This window comes from Limnohabitans sp. 2KL-3 (genome assembly GCF_001269405.1).
Taxonomy (GTDB): domain Bacteria; phylum Pseudomonadota; class Gammaproteobacteria; order Burkholderiales; family Burkholderiaceae_C; genus Limnohabitans_A.
Map to the genome: position 1 here is coordinate 1 of NZ_CXON01000024.1, position 22,166 is coordinate 22,166.

19 protein-coding genes are annotated in these 22,166 nt (G+C 59.6%); 12 read left to right on the top strand and 7 right to left on the bottom strand.

What is annotated here, in order from left to right:
- Positions 1-319 precede the first annotated feature (319 nt).
- From AMM41_RS19290 to AMM41_RS19300, 3 genes are all read right to left on the bottom strand, one after another.
- On the bottom strand, positions 320-1,684 hold the full coding sequence (locus AMM41_RS19290; RefSeq protein ID WP_089963235.1) for a mechanosensitive ion channel family protein: 1,365 nt from the start codon (positions 1,682-1,684) through the stop codon (positions 320-322).
- A gap of 17 nt (positions 1,685-1,701) precedes the next feature.
- Positions 1,702-3,978, bottom strand: coding sequence for a patatin-like phospholipase family protein (locus tag AMM41_RS19295; protein ID WP_194944880.1), 2,277 nt, complete (start codon positions 3,976-3,978; stop codon positions 1,702-1,704).
- 142 nt (positions 3,979-4,120) lie between these two features.
- Complete coding sequence (locus tag AMM41_RS19300; RefSeq protein WP_089963239.1) at positions 4,121-4,705, bottom strand: porin family protein; 585 nt, start codon at positions 4,703-4,705, stop codon at positions 4,121-4,123.
- A 273-nt stretch (positions 4,706-4,978) separates the two neighbouring features.
- Here AMM41_RS19300 and rpsU point away from each other — a divergent pair, with 273 nt between their 5' ends.
- Together rpsU and AMM41_RS19310 are read left to right on the top strand one after the other, a co-directional pair.
- Positions 4,979-5,191 carry a 30S ribosomal protein S21 gene (rpsU, locus tag AMM41_RS19305; RefSeq protein ID WP_019428257.1) on the top strand — a complete coding sequence of 71 codons (213 nt, stop codon included), beginning with the start codon at positions 4,979-4,981 and terminating at the stop codon, positions 5,189-5,191.
- 117 nt (positions 5,192-5,308) lie between these two features.
- A complete protein-coding gene (locus AMM41_RS19310; RefSeq protein WP_089963241.1) occupies positions 5,309-5,755 on the top strand; it encodes a GatB/YqeY domain-containing protein in 447 nt (148 codons plus the stop codon).
- 7 nt (positions 5,756-5,762) lie between these two features.
- Here AMM41_RS19310 and AMM41_RS19315 read toward each other — a convergent pair whose 3' ends face one another.
- The gene (locus tag AMM41_RS19315) at positions 5,763-6,728 is read right to left on the bottom strand and encodes a LysR family transcriptional regulator (RefSeq protein WP_089963243.1); all 966 of its coding nucleotides are present in this window, start codon (positions 6,726-6,728) and stop codon (positions 5,763-5,765) included.
- A gap of 111 nt (positions 6,729-6,839) precedes the next feature.
- Here AMM41_RS19315 and AMM41_RS19320 point away from each other — a divergent pair, with 111 nt between their 5' ends.
- Both AMM41_RS19320 and AMM41_RS19325 read left to right on the top strand, forming a co-directional pair.
- On the top strand, positions 6,840-7,817 hold the full coding sequence (locus tag AMM41_RS19320; protein ID WP_194944881.1) for a Bug family tripartite tricarboxylate transporter substrate binding protein: 978 nt from the start codon (positions 6,840-6,842) through the stop codon (positions 7,815-7,817).
- On the top strand, positions 7,818-9,434 hold the full coding sequence (locus AMM41_RS19325; protein ID WP_089963248.1) for a GMC family oxidoreductase: 1,617 nt from the start codon (positions 7,818-7,820) through the stop codon (positions 9,432-9,434).
- Here AMM41_RS19325 and AMM41_RS19330 read toward each other — a convergent pair.
- Positions 9,431-10,003, bottom strand: a complete 573-nt coding sequence (locus tag AMM41_RS19330) for a MarR family winged helix-turn-helix transcriptional regulator (RefSeq protein WP_194944882.1) — start codon at positions 10,001-10,003, stop codon at positions 9,431-9,433. The genes AMM41_RS19325 and AMM41_RS19330 overlap by 4 nt on opposite strands.
- 80 nt (positions 10,004-10,083) lie before the next feature.
- Between AMM41_RS19330 and AMM41_RS19335 the strand changes: the two genes are divergently transcribed.
- The 5 genes from AMM41_RS19335 to AMM41_RS19355 are packed head-to-tail and all read left to right on the top strand — an operon-like array spanning position 10,084 to position 15,569.
- The gene (locus tag AMM41_RS19335) at positions 10,084-11,469 is read left to right on the top strand and encodes an aminotransferase class III-fold pyridoxal phosphate-dependent enzyme (RefSeq protein WP_089963295.1); all 1,386 of its coding nucleotides are present in this window, start codon (positions 10,084-10,086) and stop codon (positions 11,467-11,469) included.
- A 31-nt stretch (positions 11,470-11,500) separates the two neighbouring features.
- Complete coding sequence (locus AMM41_RS19340) at positions 11,501-12,457, top strand: Bug family tripartite tricarboxylate transporter substrate binding protein (RefSeq protein ID WP_089963251.1); 957 nt, start codon at positions 11,501-11,503, stop codon at positions 12,455-12,457.
- A complete protein-coding gene (locus AMM41_RS19345) occupies positions 12,454-12,942 on the top strand; it encodes a tripartite tricarboxylate transporter TctB family protein (protein WP_089963253.1) in 489 nt (162 codons plus the stop codon). The genes AMM41_RS19340 and AMM41_RS19345 overlap by 4 nt, the downstream gene beginning before the upstream one ends.
- 2 nt (positions 12,943-12,944) lie before the next feature.
- A complete protein-coding gene (locus AMM41_RS19350) occupies positions 12,945-14,438 on the top strand; it encodes a tripartite tricarboxylate transporter permease (protein WP_194944883.1) in 1,494 nt (497 codons plus the stop codon).
- 6 nt (positions 14,439-14,444) lie between these two features.
- Complete coding sequence (locus AMM41_RS19355; RefSeq protein ID WP_089963258.1) at positions 14,445-15,569, top strand: class II histone deacetylase; 1,125 nt, start codon at positions 14,445-14,447, stop codon at positions 15,567-15,569.
- 51 nt (positions 15,570-15,620) lie between these two features.
- Here the strand turns inward: AMM41_RS19355 and AMM41_RS19360 are convergent, their stop codons facing one another.
- Both AMM41_RS19360 and pmbA read right to left on the bottom strand, forming a co-directional pair.
- A complete protein-coding gene (locus AMM41_RS19360; RefSeq protein WP_089963260.1) occupies positions 15,621-16,511 on the bottom strand; it encodes a DMT family transporter in 891 nt (296 codons plus the stop codon).
- 13 nt (positions 16,512-16,524) lie between these two features.
- Positions 16,525-18,015: a metalloprotease PmbA gene (pmbA, locus tag AMM41_RS19365; RefSeq protein WP_089963262.1), complete on the bottom strand. Its 1,491-nt coding sequence runs from the start codon at positions 18,013-18,015 to the stop codon at positions 16,525-16,527.
- Between the two features lie 22 nt (positions 18,016-18,037).
- On the opposite strand from pmbA, the gene yjgA reads away from it, so the two are divergent.
- The 3 genes from yjgA to rpoD all read left to right on the top strand — a co-directional run bounded on the left by yjgA (position 18,038) and on the right by rpoD (position 22,116).
- Complete coding sequence (gene yjgA, locus AMM41_RS19370; protein ID WP_089963264.1) at positions 18,038-18,697, top strand: ribosome biogenesis factor YjgA; 660 nt, start codon at positions 18,038-18,040, stop codon at positions 18,695-18,697.
- The gene (mog, locus tag AMM41_RS19375; RefSeq protein ID WP_089963267.1) at positions 18,690-19,298 is read left to right on the top strand and encodes a molybdopterin adenylyltransferase; all 609 of its coding nucleotides are present in this window, start codon (positions 18,690-18,692) and stop codon (positions 19,296-19,298) included. The genes yjgA and mog overlap by 8 nt, the downstream gene beginning before the upstream one ends.
- Positions 19,299-19,629: 331 nt before the next feature.
- Positions 19,630-22,116: an RNA polymerase sigma factor RpoD gene (gene rpoD / locus AMM41_RS19380; protein WP_194944884.1), complete on the top strand. Its 2,487-nt coding sequence runs from the start codon at positions 19,630-19,632 to the stop codon at positions 22,114-22,116.
- The last annotated feature ends 50 nt before the right edge of the window (positions 22,117-22,166 follow it).

The window sequence follows — 22,166 nt, forward strand, 5'->3', positions numbered from 1 at the left end:
ATTCAAGGMAAACCGGCAGGGATTGTGATGAATTTGAGAATTTGAAACAGGCGCAGCTGGGCGCGTGATGAATCGGATTGGGTTTAATGAATTTGGTGATTTGAGGGGTGGGGGCCGTTCCCTGTCCCCTGTGGGAGCACCGCCCTCGGTGCGATGGGGGGTGGTGGTGTGCGGGGCTTGATCGCGGCGGGGGCGCCGCTCCTACAGGGGGGAGAGCAACGCGGCCTGGGCGATGGGGGGGGTGGTGTGCGGGGCTTTATCGCGGCGGGAGTGTTGGTCTTACGGGAATGACATCTGTGACAACTTCATTGGGTCACATTCATCGAAGCAGCCATTCAGTGCCAAGGGCCTTTGGGGTGAGGACTTTGGCAGACGCAAACGGCTCAGCCCCTTCGGAGGCCAGCAGCACACCTTCGCTGCGAAAGCGCATGCAAATGTCAAACATCAAATCAGAAATCAGGCCCTTGTGGCCGTTGTACAGGTCGTTGATCCAGAAGCTGGTCTCCAGCGTCACCTCACCAGCGGCGACTAAAGCGATGAGCACATCCCCAGCCGGATCGGGCAGTACGCGGGGCGCGTTTTTGAGCGATTGCAAAATCAATTCACGCGCCCGGGGATAGTCGGCCACATCGGCGATTTTCAGCAAAAAAGACACCCGAAAATCGTCGTTGCTCAGGGTGTGGTTTTGCAACACGCCCTTGATCACGCTGCTGTTGGGGATCAGGCTTTCGGTGCCCACCGCATCGCGCACCACCAGGGCGCGGCTGCTCATTTGCACCACACGCCCAGTGATCTTGTCGATGGTCACGTAATCGCCCACCTTGAGCGCCCGCTCCAGCAGCACGTACAGGCCACTGACATAGTTGACCACGAACTCCTGCAAACCAAAACCCAAGCCAATGCCCATGGCACCGGCAAAAGCGGCCAGGGTGGTCAGGTCAATGCCCGAGCTGACCAGTACACCCACCAAAGTCAACACAAAGATGCCCATGCTGAACAGGCGCGTCAAAATCAGGGCGTCGTTGCCCTGAATGGTTTCTTGCCGCGCATAGCGCTGCAGCAAGCGGTCCACCACGTCGGCAATTTGCCCGGCCACCGTCAGCGCCACCACGCCCATGAGCACCCCAGTGACGATGTTGGCGCCTTTGAACACCTGCTCGCCGATGGAAAACTCGATGGCCTGAATGTAGGCCGTGATGGGTTGGAACAGACCCAAAAACGTCAGCACCACAACGGCCACGGCTGCCCATTCAAACAGGTGCAAAAAAATCCGCAGAACCTCGTGAGGATGCAGCACATGCCTGAAAAACCAACCACCCGCCCGAATGGCCAAAACCCAGAGGGTCAAGGCCAGAACCTTCCACAGCACCATCAAGTCGTGAGCACTCAAGCCCAGTACCCGTCCTCCCCAAAACAGGGTGGACAAAAACAAGACGGTCACCACAGCCGCCCCCATGGTTTGGATGCCCGAACGAACATGCCGCAGCCAAGGGCCCTGCCAACGCAGACGGACAAGGGCCCAATGGCGCACCCCATAAGCAAGTGCAATGGAGGCCAGGCACAGTGCGCACTGCAACACAAAACTGCTGAGCGACAGTTGGCCATAGGCGTGGTAGGCCATGGATTGGTAAAAACCATCGCCGCTCATCACGACTTGATCGATGCGCATGAAGCTCAGACCCATGATTCGGACCTTTCCACTCAGAAACTGAAGCGCCGACCCAACTGAAGGAACAGGTTGTACGCCCGACCGGACCCTCTGGCCGCACCCAAATAAATGTCACCGATCTTGCTGTCCACAGCCACAAACAAAGTGCCGCTGTAACGGGCATGCAGGGTATCGCCAGCGTTCCAGACATCCCCGGCTTCAAGCACAGTGCCCACAAAGGTTTTTTGGTTCAACAAACCACCATCGGTCAATCGGTACATGTAGGTGGCATGCAAGTGAGCCAACTGGTCCCCCACCAACTGCCCCATGCGATACGCCCCCATGGACTGAAACCCTCCCAAGATCAACTGGGAAGGGCTTTTGCACTTGACACAATTCAAGGACACCTTGTCCTGCGCCCAGTTGAAGCCGAAGTTAAAAATATGCGGTCCCAGCGCAGTGGCCCACTTGGCGCTCAAACGCCCACCAAAATAATCCGCCCCTGAAATGCCCTGTTCGTAAATGGCATTCAGGTAAAAGCCCCGAGTGGGAAAGCTCAGCGAATCGAGTTGGTCAATCTGCACCTGTGCTCTCAGACCGTTGAAGCGCAGCGTGTCTGTTCGCGAGCCCGTGTCGGCCAACTCGGAAGCGGTGTCCAAGGTTTGCTGAATGCTGCTCGAAGTCACCCCCAGTTTGATGTTGGCCTTGCGCTCAAAGTCATAAACCACACGGGCATCCAGGCTTCGGGTGGTCTGGTTGTAATAGGCCAGTTTGATGTTGCTTCGGTCATCTTTGTCGATGACAGACTTGTACAGCGGCAAGTAGTTGCGATCCCATGAAAGCCCGGTTTCGGCACTCCACCCTGCGCCCAGCGGCTGGTAAAGCCGAGCAGCCAACTCAGACTGCGTGCCCACTCGGGCATCGAGTGAAAACTCCAAACCTGAAGGGGTCAACCAGGGTCGGCGGTAACCAAAACCCGCTGTGAATTGGGTCACGCCGCCCGATTCCGTCGAAAAACCCAGCGTGCTTTTCATGAAATGGGGGCTGTAAGGCTTCTCGCGTACATGGACCACCAATTTATATTGATCGCCCTGAACTTGCGCCAAGCTGTAGCTGACCAATTCAAAGTAACCGCTGGTGTAGAGCGCATCGATGTGGCGTTCAGCCTCTTTGGGCTTGAATTCCTGCCCCAACAACCCGGCCAAAGCCTCTTGAATGAACTGGGCTGAGACATCTTGATGGCCTTGCGCCTCAATGGCCACAATGCGTTTTTCCCTTTGGTCAAACGACAGCTCTGTCTTGCTCAGGCTTTCCACCCCGCCTGCATCGGCTTTCAATTGGGTCAAACGTGCCTGCACAGTGCCCAGGGCCATCTGGCCTCGCTGGACAATCTCTCGGGCGCGGTTGAAATCTGCAAAACCAATGTCAGCCAAGGCCGGTGCAACCAACACATCCTGGGGGCGCAGCAAAGCCAGATTTCTTTTCTCATTTTGGCGAATCAAAATGTCCAGCATGCGGTTGGCCACCACCAAGGCATGGTTGGGCGCATCGGATTTCGCTTCGTCGATGCCCCCAGCCAAATACGAAGCGACCACCACATCGGCACCCTCGCGCAAAGCCACCTCAATCGGCAAATTGGCCACCAACCCACCATCGACGTAGGTTTCACCATCGACCTCAACCGGTGCAAAAACAGCAGGTGCGGCCATGCTGGCCCGGATGGCCAAATGCAAGGCCCCCCGGTCAAACACCTTCATCTCGCCATCTCGGTAGCGGGTGGCCACCGCACGAAAAGGAATCTTCAAATCGTTGAAATCGACGTTCGGCGGAACATGGGCAGTCAAATCCTGCAGCAAAGCCAAAAACCGCTGACCATCGCTGACCCCGCGGGCAAAACTGGGACCGCCGTTTTTGATGCCAAACTCCAACTCCACCGGGTACTTTTGTTGGTAAGCCCGGGTGCGCGATGGCAACTCCAAACGGTTGAGTTGGTCCAGCGCCACTTTGGACGGGTCCAAGCCCCCGACCACGCGTTCAATGTCGTCGGTGGACAAGCCGCTGGCATACAAACCACCAATCACGGCCCCCATGCTGGTGCCCACAATCCGGGCAATCGGAATTCGGTCCTGTTCCAACTTGCGCAGCAAGGCCAGATGCGCAAAGCCTTTGGCCCCACCACCGGCCAACACCACCACGACCGAAGGGGCTGGGGCCCGAGCAGAGACAGATGCAGAGGCAGACCGATGGCCCACCTCTTGGGCTTGCAACAAGCCAGGAGCCCACAAATGCCCCGCCAGCATGGACACCAACAGACAATATTGAGCTTGCATTTGAATGGGTTTGGCGTTCAAACCAAGAAGTAAAAATAATTATTTTAACCAGCGCAGCTGTCACCAACACCCACGAAAAAGGCCCGCATCTTGCAATGCGGGCCCCCAGAACAAACAGGCCCCTGCAGGGCCTGCATCATGATCAGAAACGGTATCCAGCTGTCAGGGACACGCCCTGGACCTTGCTCTTGCCTTCGGTGTTGTAACGTGTAACGTCCAGGCCCACATAAGTGGTCTTGTTCAGGTTGTAATTCATGCCCAAACCATAAGAGAACGAATTGTCAATGGAACTGGTTTTTTCGCTCAAATTGCCCGCCGCCACGGTGGCACTCAACTTCATGCGGGCAAATCCGGCACGACCAAACACTTCGAGCTCGGGTGTCAGGAGGGTGTGCGCACGCAAATAAGCGCCCATGAAGTTGTTCACTTTCACCGTTGACTTGGCCGTGATGTTGTTGATGACCACCGACTTGGTGTCATCGCCCAAACCCATGCCCAACATGCCTTCAACCGACAAATTAGGATGGATTTTTTGACCGAGAATCACGCGCATGCCGTTCAGGTTGTAACCGGCTTTCGATTGAGCACCGTCATCCAGGTCCAGCTTGATTGGAGAAATGGCCAACTCGCCGTACAAACCCGAACCCTGGCCCTTTTGTTGAGCCTGAACAGAAGCGGCGGCGGCCAACACCAGGGTCAAACCGACGATTTTTGTGAATTTAGTCATTTTAAATATCTAATGAAGTTAAAAGAGATAATAATGTAAATTATTTGTTTCAAAAAATTGAACAAGTTACAAATTTTTGCAATTTCTCACCCAAGCAAGGCGTGGATGGCCGAAGGACAGAACCCTCCAAACTTAAGGCTATAATCTCAGGCTTTGCTGGCAAACCCCCGTCTGCCAAATACTAGTTCGTGACGGGGAACCGCCGTAACTGGGATTCAAGGGCCCGATCTCCCTTGGTTCTGCAGCCGGCACATTTTTGGAAACTTTGATTCAATGACCACCATCCGCGTGAAAGAAAACGAGCCGTTTGACGTTGCCCTGCGTCGCTTCAAGCGCACCATCGAAAAACTCGGCCTGCTGACCGATCTGCGTGCCCGCGAGTTCTACGAAAAGCCCACCACTGAGCGCAAGCGCAAGAAGTCGGCTGCCGTCAAGCGTCACTACAAACGCGTTCGCAGCATGCAATTGCCCAAGAAGATGTATTGATCTTCCTTTTTGTATGACCTGCAAAGGTCTGCAAAACAAGCCCGCTGGAGGACGCTCAGGCGGGCTTTGTTGTTTCTGACTACCCCCTTTTTTCAACACCTCACCCAGGAGCCTCTCATGAGCCTGAAAGAACAGATCACCGAAGACATGAAAACCGCGATGCGGGCCAAAGACAGTGAACGTCTGGGCACCATCCGCTTGCTGCTGTCCGCCATGAAACAAAAAGAGGTGGATGAGCGCATTGAACTGGATGATGTGGCCGTGGTGGCCATCGTGGACAAACTGATCAAGCAGCGCAAAGACTCCATTGCTGCCTTTGAACAAGCCGCCCGCCAGGATTTGGCCGACAAGGAAAAAGCCGAAATGGCCGTTTTGCTGGCTTACCTGCCCGCACGCATGTCGGCTGAAGAGGTCAGCGCTGCGGTGCAGGCCATCGTGACCGAACTGGGTGCCAAAGGTCCCGGCGACATGGGCAAAGTCATGGGCGCGGTCAAAGCCCAGTTGGCAGGCAAGGCCGACATGGGCCAGGTGTCTGCCGCGGTCAAGGCCGCTTTGGCCGGCTGACAAGGACTCAGGGGCCGTCAGCATTTTGTGGGTACGGCACCCGAAGTTGGCTTGCACTGTCCTTGAGGCAGCCCATGAAGATGCTTTGGGGCGTCTTCATGCGCTCTTGGCGCAGCCTGAAACAACACATGGGGCCTCGCAGCAGCTCCACAGGGGCCGCAATGGCCCGCACTTGGGCGGTGGACTCAAACTGCCTGGCTTGCTGGTGCGCGATGGCCCACAGCATCGGGGTTTGAGAGAGCAAGCGGAGTGCCAACAATGACGAGTCCGTTTGCACATCCGGCCCCAGACCCGAGCGCTGGCCACTGCGGTATACCGACAACATGCGGTCAATTTTGGGACGCAACGGGGTATTGACCGGGGGCAAGATCCAGGCTTCCTGAGCCAAGTCCGACCAGCTGGGTTTCTTTTTCTTGAGCAAACGATGCGAATGGCCCGCCAAAATGGTGCTGTGCTCCTCGTACAAGGGCGTCACCTCCACCAAATTCAGGTCGACCCTGAACTCAGCATGGGCCAGCATCAGGTCAATGCGCCCATCCAGCAATTGCTCATAAAGCACCTCCAGCGGCTGCATCTGTGTCGAGAGCAAGACCTCAGGCAGCAATTGACGCGACCTGGCCAAGGCCCCCGCCAGCACATCGGGTGAAAAAGCGGCCAGCACCCCCAAGCGCATCTCGGCACTGATTCCCGCAGACAGGCCCAACAACTCTTCTTGGGCCACATCGATCTCGGCCAATATTCGATTGGCATGCTGAATCAAGCTCAGGCCCGCCACTGTGGGCAAGATCTGCTTGGTGGTCCTTTGGAACAAGACCCGCTGCAACTGTGTCTCTAAATGGGCCAACGCCCTCGAAGCGGCGGGTTGCGAGGTATGCAACAACTCGGCACAGCGGCTCAGGTTGAGCGTTCGTCCCAGCAAACTGACCAACCGAAGTTGTTTGAGCGTCAGGTCACGTTGCAAATTCAAAGTCATGGTCCATCATATCAATTTGGATATGAATGAATCGAACTTTTTCATTTGTCAGGACCTTCACGGCTTTGAATAATGACCCCACACATTCACCCATTGAGGAGACCCATCACCATGTCCAAGTCATTTTTTTCGCGCCGTCGAACGCTGCCGGTGATGGCCAGTTTGCTGTTGCTGAGCTGGGTGGCAAGCGCACAAAATTACCCGAACAAAGCCATTCGAATGGTGGTGCCATGGCCTCCGGGCACACCCGCAGATGTGACCGGGCGCATCGTGGCAGAAAAGATGAGCGCCAGCCTGGGGCAAGCCATTGTGGTGGACAACAAACCCGGGGCGGCAGGCACGATCGGCATGGCAGACGCCCTGCGCCAACCGGCCGATGGTTACACCCTTTACCTGCTGTCATCGGCATCCTTGGTGGCCCCTTTGCTCTTTCCCGCGCAAACCATCCCCTTCAACCAATTGGAGTCGGTCGGGCACATGGCCTGGAGCTACAACGTGCTGGTCGCCCCCGTCACCAGCACCCTCAAGGGACCTGCCGACATTGTCCAAACGGCCAAGGCAAAACCCGGCAGTTTGAGTTTCGCCTCAGGCGGCAACGGCACACCGGCGCATCTGGCGGGCGAGCTGTTCAAACAACAAACCAACACGGTGACCACGCATGTGCCGTACAACCAATTTGGCTTGGCCATTGGCGACCTGATTGCCGACCGCACCCACTTCATGTTTTTGACCGCCTCGGCCGCCTTGCCGCAAATCAACGGCGGCAAACTCAAAGCCATGGCCGTGACCGGTGCCAAACGCTTGCCCGCCCTGAAAGACGTGCCCACCATGAGTGAGCAAGGTTTTGGTGATTTTGTCCTGCGTTCTTTTGACGGCATGATGGTCAAAACAGGCACCCCCAAAGAGGTCATTGAACGGCTCAACAGCGAACTGAACAAAGCCTTGAACATGCCCGATGTGCGAGAGCGTCTGGCCAACCTGGCCCTGGAGCCTGAGCCCATGGGCAGTGCGCAGTTTGGCTCGGTGATTGCCAGCGAAACCGACAAATGGCAAAAAATTGGCCGCGCAGCACAGATTCGGGCCGATTGAATGTCAGCACACCCCACTGAAACCGATGTCATCGTTGTCGGTGCCGGCTCGGCAGGCTGTACGCTGGCCGCCCGCTTGAGTGAAGACCCCCGGCTGCACGTCACCCTGATCGAAGCGGGCAACCCGCCACGCGACCCTTGGCTGAACATTCCGATCGGTTACTTCAAAACGGTGGGCAACCCGGCGCACGATTGGCAATTTGAAACCCAGCCCGAAGCCGCCATGGCCGACCGGCGTCTGCCATGGCCTCGCGGCAAGGGCCTGGGCGGCTCCAGCCTGATCAACGGAATGCTGTATTTGCGGGGCCACCGCCAGGATTACGAACGCTGGCAAGCACTGGGCAACCCGGGCTGGTCATGGGACGATGTGCTGCCCTACTTCCAAAAGGCCATGGGCAGCCAAAGCACGCAAGCCAACGACGGGCTTGATGGGCCTTTGTGGGTGTCTGACTTGCCACATGACCCTTTGTCAGATGCCTTCATTGCCGCTGCCGGGCAATGTGGCATTGCACCCACCAATGACTTCAATGGCGGAAACAACGCTGGCGCGGCTTACTTTCGCATGAACACCCGCCATGGCCAGCGCATGAGCACTGAGCGGGCCTACCTGCAACGCGCACTCACGCGCCCCAACCTCAAGGTCATCAGCGGTGCACAGGTCACCCGCGTGCTGATGAACAAGCAAAGGGCACATGGCGTGAGCTGGGTCCAAAATGGGCAACACCACAGCCTGCACGCACGGCATGAAGTGGTGCTGTGTGCCGGTGCCATCCAGTCGCCTCAACTGTTGCAGCTGTCAGGCATTGGGCCTGCCGATCTCCTGAAACAGCACCACATTGACCCGCTGATCGATTTGCCTGGCGTGGGAGAAAACCTGCAAGACCATTTGCAAGTGCGCCCCTCCTTTCGCTGCCAGGGCATAGAAACGCTCAACGATGTGGCCAACAGCCGTTGGCGCGGTGCGCGAGATTTTTTGCGCTACCAACTCACCCGAACAGGACCTTTGGCCACCGGGGTCTACCGAGCAGGCGCTTTTTTGTCACTCGACAATGAGGCGCAGCCTGATTGGCCCAATGTGCAGATCCACTTTGGGCTGGTCAGTTTTGACAGACCCCATCAGCCTCCACACCCTTTTCCGGGCATCACGCTGTCGGCCTGCATGCTGCGCCCTGAAAGCCGTGGCCGCGTGCACATTCAAAGCGCCGATCCCTTGACGCCCCCCCAAATTCAGGCGAACTACCTGAGCTGCGACAACGACCAACAACTGGCCGTCAAAATGGTGCGAAAAATGCGTGACATTGCCCGCCAAGCACCGCTGTCGAACTTCGTGGCGCAAGAGCACGAACCCAGCACACACATTCAAAGCGATGCCGACATCCTCGACTGGGTGCGCCGCCGGGCGGGCAGCATCTTTCACCCGGTCGGCACATGCGCCATGGGCCCAGCATCAAACGGCTTGGCGGTGGTCGATGCCAGGCTGCGTGTGCATGGTGCACAAGGCCTCAGGGTGGTGGATGGTTCGGTCATGCCTTTCATCGTGTCGGGCAACACCAACGCGCCCATCATCATGATGGCCGAAAAAGCCGCTGACCTGATCCGGGAAGACCTGGTGACTTAAGCACCCAAGGACGAGGCTTTCCAGATGGCACGACTGCCGCCTTGCCTGCGTCCCGCAGCGCCTTCGGGCTTGTGCTCTTGCGCCACGGCCAAGGCCCGTGCCTGTATGGCGCTCAAACTGTGCGCCAAGGCGTGCCGCTGGGCAGGCTCCAAATCCTGCAACACCTCATGGTGCACCTGCACGACACGCGGAAACAACTGCGCAAACAAGTTCGATCCGGCCTGAGACAACAACACCAAGGCCCGGCGGCCATCGCCGGGCACACGCTGACGCTCCACCAGCCCTTTACTCATCAGCCCACGCAAAGTCTTGGAGGCTTGTGAGCGGTCCACCGTGGTGCGCGCGGCCAAGTCCGAAGGCGACATGGCCTTCAGCTCGGCCAGCATGGCCACAAACTGCCACTCTTCGCGGGTGATGCCGTATTCGTTTTCGCAAATGCGGGTGACCAGCGAACCGCTGATGCCCAAAAGCTCTGACAAGCGGAAATTGAGCAGATCGAAAATCGATTGCGGCTTGTCAAACTGGGGCTGTTGGCTTTGCGCGGCCAGCGATGCTTTGGGAAAACCCATGGTGAAAGTGGCCTGTCTACGGGAAAGACCTGAGGATAATGGATTTTTTCCATCACATGCTTGCTGCCTATGCTTGGGGCATGAGCACAACAACCCTCGACATCTCAGCCAATACATCCATCGACATTCGCAGCGCCAACGCGCAGCACATGTACCACCCCATGATCGACCCCAAGGCTGTGCAAGCTGCGCCGCCCCTGATCATTGACCGGGGCGAAGGCGTTCACGTTTATGACATTGACGGCAAGCGCTACCTGGACACGGTCGCCTCCTTGTGGAACGTGAACGTCGGTCACAACCGGCCCGAGGTCATCAACGCCATCAAGGCGCAGCTGGACAAGCTGGCTTACTACTCCACCTTTCAAAACACCTCCAACCCGCCCGCCATCGAGCTGTCGGCACGGCTGATGCGCATGTTTGCGCCTGAGAAGATGAACAAGGTGTTCTTTTCTTCGGGCGGCTCGGACGCAGTAGAGACCGCGCTCAAGCTGGCGCGCCAATACTGGAAGCTCAATGGTCAGCCCGATCGCCACCAGTTCATCTCGCTCAAATGGGGCTACCACGGCGTGCATTTTGGTGGCGCATCCATCAACGGCAACCCGATGTTTCGCAGCGCCTACGAACCTCTGCTGCCCGGCTGCCACCTGGCCGAAACGCCCTACACCTACCGCAACCCCTGGAACGAAACCGACCCAGCCCAACTCGCGCAGCTGTGCCTGGACCAGTTGGCCCAGCTGATCGAGCAAGTCGGGGCGCACCACATCGCCGCATTGGTGGCCGAGCCGGTGCAAGGCGCAGGCGGCGTGATCGTGCCGCACGACAGCTACTGGCCGGGCCTGCGCCAACTGCTGGACCAGCACGGCATCTTGCTCATCAGCGACGAGATCGTGACCGGCTTTGGCCGCATCGGCGCCATGTGCGGTGCCCGCGCCTGGGGCGTGGCCCCCGACATCATGGCCATGGCCAAGGGCATCAATTCGGGCTATGTGCCTTTGGGGGCCACGCTCATCAACGAACGCGTGGCCAGCGCCTGGAACCAGCCCGGCGTGCCCGCTGCGCTGATGCACGGCTACACCTATTCGGGCCATGCGCTGGCCTGCGCTGCGGCCAACGCCAACCTGGACATCGTGGCCAGCGAAGACCTGCCGGGCAATGCCAGCCGCGTGGGGGCCTACATGCAGGGCAAGTTGCAAGAGCTGATGGCCTACGCCCATGTGGGTGAAGTGCGCGGCAAAGGCATGATGGCCGCCGTGGAACTGGTGACTGACAAAGCCAGCAAAGCCATGCTGCTGCCGCCTTCGGCCTACATCCAAACGCTGGTGGGCACGGCCCGAGACGCAGGGGCCATCATCCGCGTGCAAGGCAACCGACTGATACTGTCGCCACCCTTGGTCTTCACCCGTGAGAACGTGGACGAAGCGCTCAGGGTTTTGCACCTTGCGTTCACAGCCGCCGAAAAAGTTTAATCCCCCATCCCTGACTGACCTGGAGACAACCATGACCCCTCGCATCCGACTGATCACCCTCGCAGCTCTGGCCGCTGCTGCTGCCCTGCCCGCCATGGCGCAAGACAAGTGGCCCAGCAAGCCCATCGAAATCATCTACCCCTACCCACCGGGCAACGACATGGACGTGGTGACCCGCTTGCTGGCCGAAGGTATGAGCAAGCGCCTGGGCGTGCCGGTGCAGGTGATCAACAAGCCCGGCGGCGGCGGCGTGGTGGGCTTTGCCGAAATGACCCGCGCCAAACCCGATGGCTACACCATCGGCACCTGGACGCCTGGCCCTGGCATCTCGCAGATCGTGGCGGGCAACACGCCCTACAAAATCAGCGACTACCAGTCGGTGGGCGGCATGTTGATCAACGATTTCGTGCTGGCTGCGCGTGGCGACATTCCGGCCACCAACCTCAAGGAATTTGCCGCCTGGGCCAAGAAAAGCGGCAAGCCCGTGGTGATTGGCAGCTATGCGCCTGCCGCCGTGCCTGCGCTGATCGCCGCCAAGATTGCCAAAAAAGACGGCTGGGCCTACAAGGTTGTGGCCTTTCCCAACCCCAGCGCCAAAGAACTGGTGGCCGGTGATGCCGATGTGACCACCGCCGGAGCCGAGGGTGCCATGTCCTATGCCAAAGCAGGTCAAATCAAGGTCTTGTCCGCCTGGGGCCCCCAGCGCAATCCCGTGTTTCCCAATGCCGCAACACCTGCCGAAGAAGGCTACGGCGATTTGTACACCTGGGGCGGCATGGCCGCACCTGTGGGCGTGCCCAAGGACATCATCAACAAACTCTCGAGTGTGATGATGGAGTCGCTCAAAGACAAGGCCGTGCAGGACCAGTTCAAAAAAGCCGGCATCCCGGCCTTCCCCATGACCGCTGACCAGATGAGCAAACGCGTGACCGAAGACGCCAAGTGGATTGGCGATCTGATGACCGAACTGGGCATGACCAAGAAGTGAGCGCCAAGCCCAATCCGCGCGGCTGGTCGTGGGACCGGCAACTGCTGCTGGTCTTGGCCTTGATGGCGGGCAACTTGGTGATGGCCAGTCGCCAACTCATCGTGCCCTACCCCGAGGCGGCCCTTTGGTACGAGTCGGCGGCCTTTTTTCCACTGCTGGCACTCGGGCTGATGGCCCTGGCTGGCCTGGTGGAAGTGTTCCATCGCCGCCACGCCATCGAACTCAAAGACTCTGAAGAGCTCGATTCCAGCCAGGCCCGCATGGGTCTGGCCTGGGGCATGTTGGGCCTGTTGGTCCTGTACATGTTGGCCGTGCCCTGGATGGGTTATCTGAGCAGCACTTTGCTCTTTCTGGTGGTCAGCAGCCGTGTGTTGGGCTTTGCCTGGCGCACCACATGGGCGCTGAGCCTGCCGCTGGCCTTGGCCATGTGGTGGGTGTTTTTAAAACTTCTCAAAGTCCACTTCGGACACGGCTGGTTGATCTGAGCATGGAATTTTTTGAAAGCTTGTCGCAGGGTTTTGCGGCGCTGGGAACCTGGCAAATCGTGCTGTCCTTGTTGGTGGGCTCAGCCCTGGGCATTGTGGTGGGCGTGCTGCCCGGCGTGGGGCCGGGGGTGACGATTGCCGTGCTGCTGCCCTTCACGTACGGCATGGCCCCGCTGGCGGGTATTTCTTTGCTGCTGGGGGTGTACTGCGGTGCCTTTTACGGCGGCGCGGTCACGTCGATCCTGATTCGCACGCCGGGCGAGGCCTCGTCCATCATGACCATGTTCGACGGCTACCCCATGGCCCAGAAGGGTCAAGCGCAAAGGGCTTTGTCATTGGCCTTCATGTCGGCCTTCATTGGCGGCATCGTGAGCGCCTTGTTGCTGGGTCTGGCCGCCCGACCACTGGCCGGTTTTGCGGCCAAATTTGGCGCCCCGGAAAGCGTGATGGCCATCTTGCTGGCCAGCCTGTGTGTGGGCAAGGCCTATCAGCGCCAATTTGCCTCGGCCATGATGATGATGTGCCTGGGCTTTTTTCTGGCCACCGTGGGCATCGACCCCAACTCGAATGAACAGCGTTACACCCTGGGCCTGCAAGGCCTGCTCAGCGGCATTCCGCTGGTCCCTGTGGCGGTGGGCATGTTTGGCATGGCGCAGGCTTTGGTCATGGTCAGCTCGCCCGTGCCCACGTTTGACTCGTCCCTGATTGGCCGTGCCGGCGTGTCCTGGCGGGCCTTTTTGGAGCCCTTCAAATATCCCAAAACTTTGGGCAAAGGCTTGTTTCTGGGATCGGCCATCGGTGTCTTGCCCGCTGTGGGTGCGGCCCTGTCCACCTCGCTGGCTTACTTTTGGGCGCAACGCGGTGCCAAAGACCCCACGCCTTTTGGAGAGGGCAACCCCGAAGGCATTGTGGCCGCCGAGAGTGCCAACAACTCCAACTCGGGCGGCGCCATGATCACGGTGCTCACGCTGGGCATACCGGGCGACGCCATCACCGCCATCATCATGGGCGTGTTTGTGGTGCACGGCATCGTGCCCGGCCCCTCGCTGTTCATGGACCGTCCTGAAATCATCAACGGCGTGCTGTCGGCCTTGCTGGTCATCAACGTGCTCATCTTGGTTTTGCTGGTGCTGTGCGTCAAACCCCTGGCCCGCCTGGCCTATGTGAACCCGCGCATCCTGGGCTTGGCGATTTTGGCGCTGTGCTTTGTGGGTGCCTACTCGGCGGCCAATTCGATGTATTACGTGCTGATTGCCACGGTGTTTGGCGTCTTCGGGCTGGTCTGTGCACGGGCCAATATCCCCACCATTCCGCTCATTTTGGGCATGGTCATGGGCGACACGCTGGAGTCGGCCTTGCGGCAGGCGCTGGGCCGCAGCGACGGCTCGTTGATGCCCTTTGTTACCCGTCCCATCTCGGCCACGATCTTGGCCGTCATAGTCCTGATGCTGATCTGGCCTTGGCTGTCCCGACTTGTCTCTTCTCGCAAAGCCTGACCCCTCATGACCTCACCCACCGCCTACATCACCGATGAAATCTGTTTTTGGCACGACCCGGGCAACTACGCCCTGATGCTCAAGCCCGGCGGCTTTATTGAGCCCTACAACCGCCACATCGAAAACGCCGACCCCAAGCGGCGTCTGCACAACCTGATCCAGCAATCGGGCCTGATGCACAGCCTGCAGGTGATCCCGGCACGCGACGCGCAGGTGCACGAACTCACCCGCCTGCACAGCGCCAGCTATGTGGCCAAGGTCGAGCAGATCGCCCTGGCCGGTGGCGGCGACACAGGCATCGGTGCGCCCATCTCGTCCAACGGCTGGGCCGCCGCCCGCCGCTCTGCCGGTTGCGCCCTGACCGCCGTGGACGCCGTCATGCAGGGCCAAGCCCAAACAGCCTATGCCCTGACCCGGCCGCCCGGCCACCATGCCGAACCCGAGCAGGGCATGGGCTTTTGCGTGTTCGCCAATGCCGCACTGGCCGCCGCCCACGCCATTGAGGCGCATGGGCTGGAGCGCGTGGCCATCGTGGACTGGGACGTGCACTTTGGCAACGGCACCCAAAAGTGTTTTGAAGACCGCAGCGATGTGCTGACGATTTCGGTGCACCAGCAAGCGGGCTATCTGTTCGTCAAGGGCGAGGCCGACGAACTGGGCCAAGGCGCGGGTGCGGGTTACAACCTCAACGTGCCGCTGCCGCCCGGCTGCGGCTTTGGGGCTTACCGCGAGTCTTTTGAGAAAGTCATCCTGCCCGCCCTGGACGCCTACAAGCCCCAGCTGATCATCGTGGCTTGCGGCTACGACGCGGGGCGTTTTGACCCCCTGGGCCGCATGATGCTCGACGGCGTGGCCTTTCGCTGGATGACCGATGCGGTGCTGGACATGGCCCGCAAGCACGCCCAAGGCCGCGTGGTCATGACGCACGAAGGCGGCTATTGCCCGGTGTCGGTGCCGTTTTGGGGCATGTCGGTGCTGGAACAGATGAGCGGTTTGAAGACCGAGGTGGTTTGCCCCTTCACCGGGCAACACGACCAGATGCACGCGCAAAAACTGCAAACCGAACAGGCCCGCCTGGTGCAATCCTTGGCCGGGTATTTTGAGGACATCCGGCAAAAGCACTGGACTTGAAGGCAGGCCGGGTGCCGAGCCAATGCACCGCGGCCCCAGGCTGAGTCCTGTTCAGCGCTGCAATATCAAGGCCGCCCCGAGCACCGCCAAGACCGCCCCACCCCAGGCCCCCCAGGCCGGGCGGCGGCGGTACACCCCCCACAGCAGCGGCAGCAGCAAGATGGGGGTGAGCGACGAAAAAATACCCACCAAATTGGCTTGCCCGGTGTGCAGGGCCTGCAAAATCAAGGTCATGCCCAGCGCCATGGCCACGGCCGCACTGGCCCAGGTGTTGAACAGGGTTTTGGCGGTCAATGGGTTTTGCACCCGCGCCACCTGAGCCCCGGCCCACAGCAGCCCCAAATGCGCCAAAAAGCTGGCCGATGTGCGCACAGCAGACGCTGCCACCGCGTCCACGCCCGAAGCCATCAAGGGCTTGATCATCAAGGTGGCCACCGACTGACACACCGCCGCCAACAGGCCCAGCAAAACCCCTGTCATCAAAGTGCCGTGGGTGTTTTCCCAAGCGTGGGTTTCACTTTCGCGGCGGCCCCACACAATGGCCACCATCACACCCGAAACCAACAAACTGCCGCCCACCAAGGTCCAGCCCCAAAGGGTTTCACCCAAAAACAACCAGGCCAGCAAGGTGGAAAAAATGGCGTGTGTGGCAAACAGCACACCACTGCGGCGCGGCCCCAGCCGGTTCATGCAGGCAAACAGCGCGGTGTCGCCGATGAAGATGCCAATGAAGCCTGACAGGGCCAGCAAGGCGACATTTGAGCTGTCCAAGCTGCGCCACTGCCCAGTGAACAAGGCCAACGCCCACAGCAGGGTGAGCGCAAAAAACAAGCGCCAGCGGGTGAAAGCAAAGGCCCCCATCTGGCTGGAAGCCGCCGCCGAGAACAAACTGCCCACCGCCCACGACAAGGCGGCCAGCGCCGCCAAAAGTTCAGCCTGCACAGCGCAGCCGGCCTTAACTGCCCGCCAGTTTCATGCGGTTGACCAAAATCGAGCCGGTCGTTTTGGCCCCCATGTTGTAGGTGTCAGCGCCCACAGCTTCGATGCCCATGAGCATATCTTTGAGGTTGCCCGCGATGGTGATCTCGTGCACCGGGTAGGCGATCTGGCCGTTCTCCACCCAAAAGCCACTGGCCCCGCGTGAATAGTCACCCGTGACGTAGTTCACGCCTTGGCCCATCAACTCGATCACAAACAAGCCTGTGCCCAGCTTTTGCAGCATGGCGTCCAGGTCGTCGGTGGACTGCGTCAGGCGCGAAGTGAGTGTCAGGTTGTGCGAACCACCCGAGTTGCCGGTGGTCTTCATGCCCAGTTTGCGGGCTGAATAGCTGCTCAAAAAGTAACCCTCGACACGGCCGCCCTTGACCACCTTGCGGCGAACGGAGCGCACGCCCTCGTCGTCAAACGGCGAGCTGCCCTTGCCGCGCAGCAGGTGCGGGTCTTCTTCGATGTCGATGTGTTTGGGGAACACCTTCTTGCCCAGCGAATCCAGCAAGAAGCTGCTCTTGCGGTACAGCGCCCCGCCGCTCACGGCCTGCACAAAACCGCCCAGCAAACCAGCCGCCACGGGCGACTCGAACAGCACCGGGCACTCGGTCGTGGCGATTTTGCGGGCTCCCAGGCGCGACAAGGCACGTTCTGCAGCGTAGCGGCCTACCACTTCGGGCGAGGCCATTTCGTCGGCCGAGCGCATCGAGGTGTACCAGGCGTCGCGCTGCATTTCGGCGTTGCGCCCGGGCAGCTTGGCAATGGGGGCCACCGAAATGCTGTGGCGCGAGCTGGCATAACCGCCGCGAAAGCCGTGTGTGTGGGCGCTGAAAAAGTGACTCTGCTGGGCCGACACGGCCGCGCCGTCGCTGTTGGTGATGCGGCGACTGGTTTTGAGCGCAGCAGCCTCGCACTGCAAAGCCAGCTTGGCCGCTTCTTCGCTGTTGATGGCCCAGGGGTGGAACAAATCCAGATCGCGGTGGTTCGTTTCGATATCGGCTTCGTCGGGCAACCCTGCGGTGGGGTCTTCGGCGGTGAAGCGGGCAATGTCATAGGCGGCTTGCACGGTGCGCTCAATCGCCGCTTTGGAAAAGTCGGACGTGCTGGCATTGCCCCGGCGGTGGTCCACGTACACGGTCACGCCCAGTGACTTGTCGCGGTTGCGCTCCACATTTTCCAGCTCGCCCTTACGCACGCTGACCGACAGGCCACAACCTTCAGACGCCTCGGCCCCTGCATTGGTGGCGCCCAGCTTTTTGGCGTGGTGCAAGGCGATGTCGACCAGCTCTTCAAAATGGTCACGCGAGTAGCTAAAGCCGTCGTGGGCATGCGCATGGGAGGCGGTGGCGGGGGTGTTTTTTTTCACGGAACTTTTCACGGAAGTGTTCTCAAAAAAAATGGCGGGCGCTGGGCCCGCAGTGGCCGCTATGATACTTGCCACCCAGCCCCAGCGCTGCATCTGAAAACGAGTTCCCCCAGTCATGTCCCGTAAACCCAAAAAAGGCTATTTCGTCCGCGGTCAGTTTGTTGCCGAAGGCAGCGAGCTCGACCTGGAGTACAAGCGCGAGCTCAAAGGCGGCCTGGATGGCCCCAGCCGCACCGAACTCAAGCGCGAAAGCACCGAATTGCAAGACCTCGGCACAGAGTTGCTGACCCTGCGCCGCGACCTGATGGAGGGCCTGGCCCTGCCCGACAAATTGGTGGACGGCCTGGCCGAAGCCAAGCGCATCACCAACTTCGAAGGCAAGCGCCGCCAGATGCAGTTCATCGGCAAACAAATGCGCCTGCTCAGCCCCGAGACCCTGCAAGCCGTGCGCGAAGCCCTCGACATCCAGCGTCTGGGCAGCGCCAAAGACACCCAAGCCCTGCACCTGGCAGAAGCCTGGCGCGACCGCCTGATCGCCGACGATGCCGCCGTGGGCGAATGGATCGAACACCACCCGCAAACCGACATCCAGCAGCTGCGTGCCCTGGTGCGCCAGGCCCGCAAAGACGCGGTGCCTGTGACCAACGCCGCCGTCTCACAAGGCCTGGCCCCGCGCCAAGGCCGCGCTTACCGCGAGCTGTTCAAGCTGGTGCGCAGCGTGCTCACGGGCGGCCAGAGCGATGAGACCCCCGACGAGGAAGCCGAAGATGAGTGAACCCAACGCCACGATCCCTTTTGACCCGGTCAAGATCGGCATCGTGTCCATCAGCGACCGTGCCAGCACCGGCGTGTACGAAGACAAAGGCCTGCCTGCATTGCAAGACTGGTTGACCCGTGCGCTGCACAACCCCATCACTTTCGAGCCGCGCCTTATTCCCGACGAAAAAGACCGCATCAGCGCCACCCTGATCGAATTGGTCGATGCGGGTTGCAGCTTGGTGCTGACCACCGGCGGCACCGGCCCTGCCCTGCGCGACGTGACCCCCGAAGCCACGCTGGCTGTGGCCGACAAGGAAATGCCTGGCTTTGGCGAGCAAATGCGCCAAATCAGCCTGAAGTTTGTGCCCACCGCCATCCTGTCGCGGCAGGTGGCCGTGATCCGGGGGCAGAGCCTGATCATCAACCTGCCCGGCCAGCCCAAATCGATTGCCGAGACCCTCGAAGGCCTGAAAGACGCCGAGGGCAAAGCCGTCGTGCACGGCATTTTTGCGGCCGTGCCCTACTGCGTGGATTTGATTGGCGGGCCTTATATGGAAACCCGCGATGAAGTCTGCAAAGCTTTCCGACCCAAAACTGCCATACGACCTGCCCGCTGAGGCCTGCCCCTCAGGTCAAGGCTGAAGCCACCGACCTCAGGGGCACCCCAAACATGGCGCTGCCGTGGCATATTTGGGTATAATCCACGTTTTTCGGCAAGCGCGACAGCAGCACCTCCGGCCAGACCACCGCCATCCAAGCGACGCCCCCATGTGGGCAGGTCACCGTTCCGCAAGGACTGCACACCAAATGTTCGCCCACCCCCTTGCCATTGCAGATTTGAATCCCACTTGAGGATTTGATCTGTGCCTTAACCCACGCCCGCGCCGGGATGTATTAGGCGCTGACTGTGTCTGTTTCCTTGTCCCTTTTTGTGTTTCGAGGTTCGCCATGCCCGCTCAAAAGCCGAAGAATCCTGCCCAGGCCCCCGCCCAATCCACGTCCGTTGCCAAGACCTCTGCTGCTGTGAAAACCAAGGCATCAGTCAAAACGCCTGCCCAAGCACCTGACCCGGTGCCCGCCCCATCGTCTGCTCCCCTGCCCGCAAAAACTGCGGTCAAAGCAAGCGCCAAGGCAGCAGGAACACAAGTCCTGGCCGCGAGCGACCCTGCCCCATCTGCCAAGCCCGTCAAGAAAGCCGCATCTGTGCCTGCCAAGAAATCTGAAGTGACCGAAAAAAAATCCACCGCCAAAGCCAGCGAACCCGTGGCCGATGCCCAAGCCAAAAAAACCACCAAAGCGGCCAAAGCTGCTGCGCCCGCAGAAGACAAAAAACCTGCTGCCAAAAAAGTGGTGACCGGTGCCAAACGCGGCCCCAAAAAAAAAGGCAGCATTGCCGAGCCCAGCCTCGAAGACGAATTGGACATCGAAGCCGACCTCGAAGGCGAACCTGTTGTTGAATCCGGCTCTGACACGGCCGAGAAGGTCAAACCCCTTCGCATGAAAATCAGCAAGGCCAAAGAACGGGCCTTGATGAAGGAATTCGGCTTGGACGAAACCGTCCTGACCGAAGCCGAAATGAAGCAGCGCCGCGACCGTCTGAAAGCCCTGATCAAACTGGGCAAGACACGCGGCTACCTCACGAATGGCGAAATCAGCGACCACTTGCCCGACAAGCTGGTCGATGCTGAAACCCTGGAAGTGGTGATCGCCACCCTGAACGACCTGGGTGTGGCGGTGTACGAGCAAACGCCCGACGCCGAGAGCCTGATCATCACCGACAACGCGCCCACCGGTTCAACCGAAGAAGAAGCCGAAGAAGCCGCTGAAGCTGCCTTGTCTACCGTGGACAGCGAATTCGGCCGCACCACCGACCCCGTGCGCATGTACATGCGCGAAATGGGCACCGTGGAACTGCTGACCCGCGAAGGCGAAATCGAAATCGCCAAACGCATCGAAGGCGGCTTGATGGACATGATGGCCGCGATCAGCGCATCGCCCGCCACCATCGCCGAAATCCTGCGCATGGCCAACGAAATCCGTGAAGGCAAGGTCGTCATCTCCACCGTGGTCGACGGTTTTGCCAAGCTCAACGAAGCCGATGACTACGTGGCCGAAGAAGATTTCGACGAATTTGACGAAGCCGATGACGACGATGGCAAAGGCGGCTCCAAGGCCCTGACCAAGAAACTCGAAGAGCTGAAAAACCAGGCCCTGGAACGCTTTGACCGCATCACCGAGTACTTTGAAAAAGTGCACAAGGTGTACGACAAAGAAGGCTGGGGCACGCCCGCTTACAACAAGGTCCAGGCGGCCTTGTCTGAAGAGCTGATGAACATCCGCTTCACGGCCAAAACCATTGAAAAATTGTGCGACATGGTGCGCGGCCAAGTCGACGACGTGCGCAAAAAAGAGCGCGAACTGCGCCGCATCATTGTGGACAAATGCGGCTACCCGCAAGAGCAATTCATCGCCGACTTCAGTGGGCGTGACAAGAACGGCAAGCGTGTCGACTCTCAGCTGCTCAACCTCAAGTGGATTGAAAAGCAGGCGGCAGCGGGCAAGAACTGGAGCGCCGTCATGGGCCGCAACATCCCGCCCGTGCAAGACTTGCAGCAAAAGCTGATTGACCTGCAAACGCAAGTGGTCGTGCCACTCGATGAGCTCAAAGACATCAACAAGCGCATGAACGCAGGCGAACGCGCCAGCCGTGACGCCAAGAAAGAGATGATCGAGGCCAACTTGCGCTTGGTGATCTCGATCGCCAAAAAGTACACCAACCGCGGTCTGCAGTTCCTGGATTTGATCCAGGAAGGCAACATCGGCTTGATGAAGGCGGTGGACAAGTTCGAATACCGCCGGGGCTACAAATTCTCGACCTATGCCACTTGGTGGATCCGTCAGGCCATCACCCGCTCGATTGCGGACCAGGCCCGCACGATCCGCATCCCGGTGCACATGATCGAGACCATCAACAAGATGAACCGCATCTCGCGTCAGCACTTGCAAGAGTTTGGTTTTGAGCCCGACGCTTCCATCCTGGCCGAAAAGATGGAAATCCCGGAAGACAAGATCCGCAAGATCATGAAGATCGCCAAAGAGCCGATCTCCATGGAAACCCCCATCGGTGACGACGACGACAGCCACCTGGGCGACTTCATCGAAGACAGCACTCACACCGCGCCCATCGACGCGGCCTTGCAAGCGGGTCTGCGCGACGTGGTCAAGGACATCCTGGACAGCCTCACGCCCCGCGAAGCCAAAGTGCTGCGCATGCGTTTTGGCATCGAGATGTCCACTGACCACACGCTCGAAGAAGTGGGCAAGCAGTTTGACGTGACGCGCGAACGCATCCGCCAAATCGAAGCCAAGGCGCTGCGCAAGCTCAAGCACCCCAGCCGCAGCGACAAACTGCGCAGTTTCATCGACACGATGTAAACCACTCGGCCCTCAAAAGCGCAAAGCCTCCAGACTGCCCCGTCTGGAGG

Coding starts and splice junctions, on each gene's coding strand:
- AMM41_RS19290 (WP_089963235.1), bottom strand. CDS start 1,684: ATGGGTCTGAGCTTCATGCGCATCGATCAAGTCGTGATGAGCGGCGAT.
- AMM41_RS19295 (WP_194944880.1), bottom strand. CDS start 3,978: ATGCAAGCTCAATATTGTCTGTTGGTGTCCATGCTGGCGGGGCATTTG.
- AMM41_RS19300 (WP_089963239.1), bottom strand. CDS start 4,705: ATGACTAAATTCACAAAAATCGTCGGTTTGACCCTGGTGTTGGCCGCC.
- rpsU (WP_019428257.1), top strand. CDS start 4,979: ATGACCACCATCCGCGTGAAAGAAAACGAGCCGTTTGACGTTGCCCTG.
- AMM41_RS19310 (WP_089963241.1), top strand. CDS start 5,309: ATGAGCCTGAAAGAACAGATCACCGAAGACATGAAAACCGCGATGCGG.
- AMM41_RS19315 (WP_089963243.1), bottom strand. CDS start 6,728: ATGACTTTGAATTTGCAACGTGACCTGACGCTCAAACAACTTCGGTTG.
- AMM41_RS19320 (WP_194944881.1), top strand. CDS start 6,840: ATGTCCAAGTCATTTTTTTCGCGCCGTCGAACGCTGCCGGTGATGGCC.
- AMM41_RS19325 (WP_089963248.1), top strand. CDS start 7,818: ATGTCAGCACACCCCACTGAAACCGATGTCATCGTTGTCGGTGCCGGC.
- AMM41_RS19330 (WP_194944882.1), bottom strand. CDS start 10,003: ATGGGTTTTCCCAAAGCATCGCTGGCCGCGCAAAGCCAACAGCCCCAG.
- AMM41_RS19335 (WP_089963295.1), top strand. CDS start 10,084: ATGAGCACAACAACCCTCGACATCTCAGCCAATACATCCATCGACATT.
- AMM41_RS19340 (WP_089963251.1), top strand. CDS start 11,501: ATGACCCCTCGCATCCGACTGATCACCCTCGCAGCTCTGGCCGCTGCT.
- AMM41_RS19350 (WP_194944883.1), top strand. CDS start 12,945: ATGGAATTTTTTGAAAGCTTGTCGCAGGGTTTTGCGGCGCTGGGAACC.
- AMM41_RS19355 (WP_089963258.1), top strand. CDS start 14,445: ATGACCTCACCCACCGCCTACATCACCGATGAAATCTGTTTTTGGCAC.
- pmbA (WP_089963262.1), bottom strand. CDS start 18,015: ATGCAGCGCTGGGGCTGGGTGGCAAGTATCATAGCGGCCACTGCGGGC.
- yjgA (WP_089963264.1), top strand. CDS start 18,038: ATGTCCCGTAAACCCAAAAAAGGCTATTTCGTCCGCGGTCAGTTTGTT.
- mog (WP_089963267.1), top strand. CDS start 18,690: ATGAGTGAACCCAACGCCACGATCCCTTTTGACCCGGTCAAGATCGGC.
- rpoD (WP_194944884.1), top strand. CDS start 19,630: ATGCCCGCTCAAAAGCCGAAGAATCCTGCCCAGGCCCCCGCCCAATCC.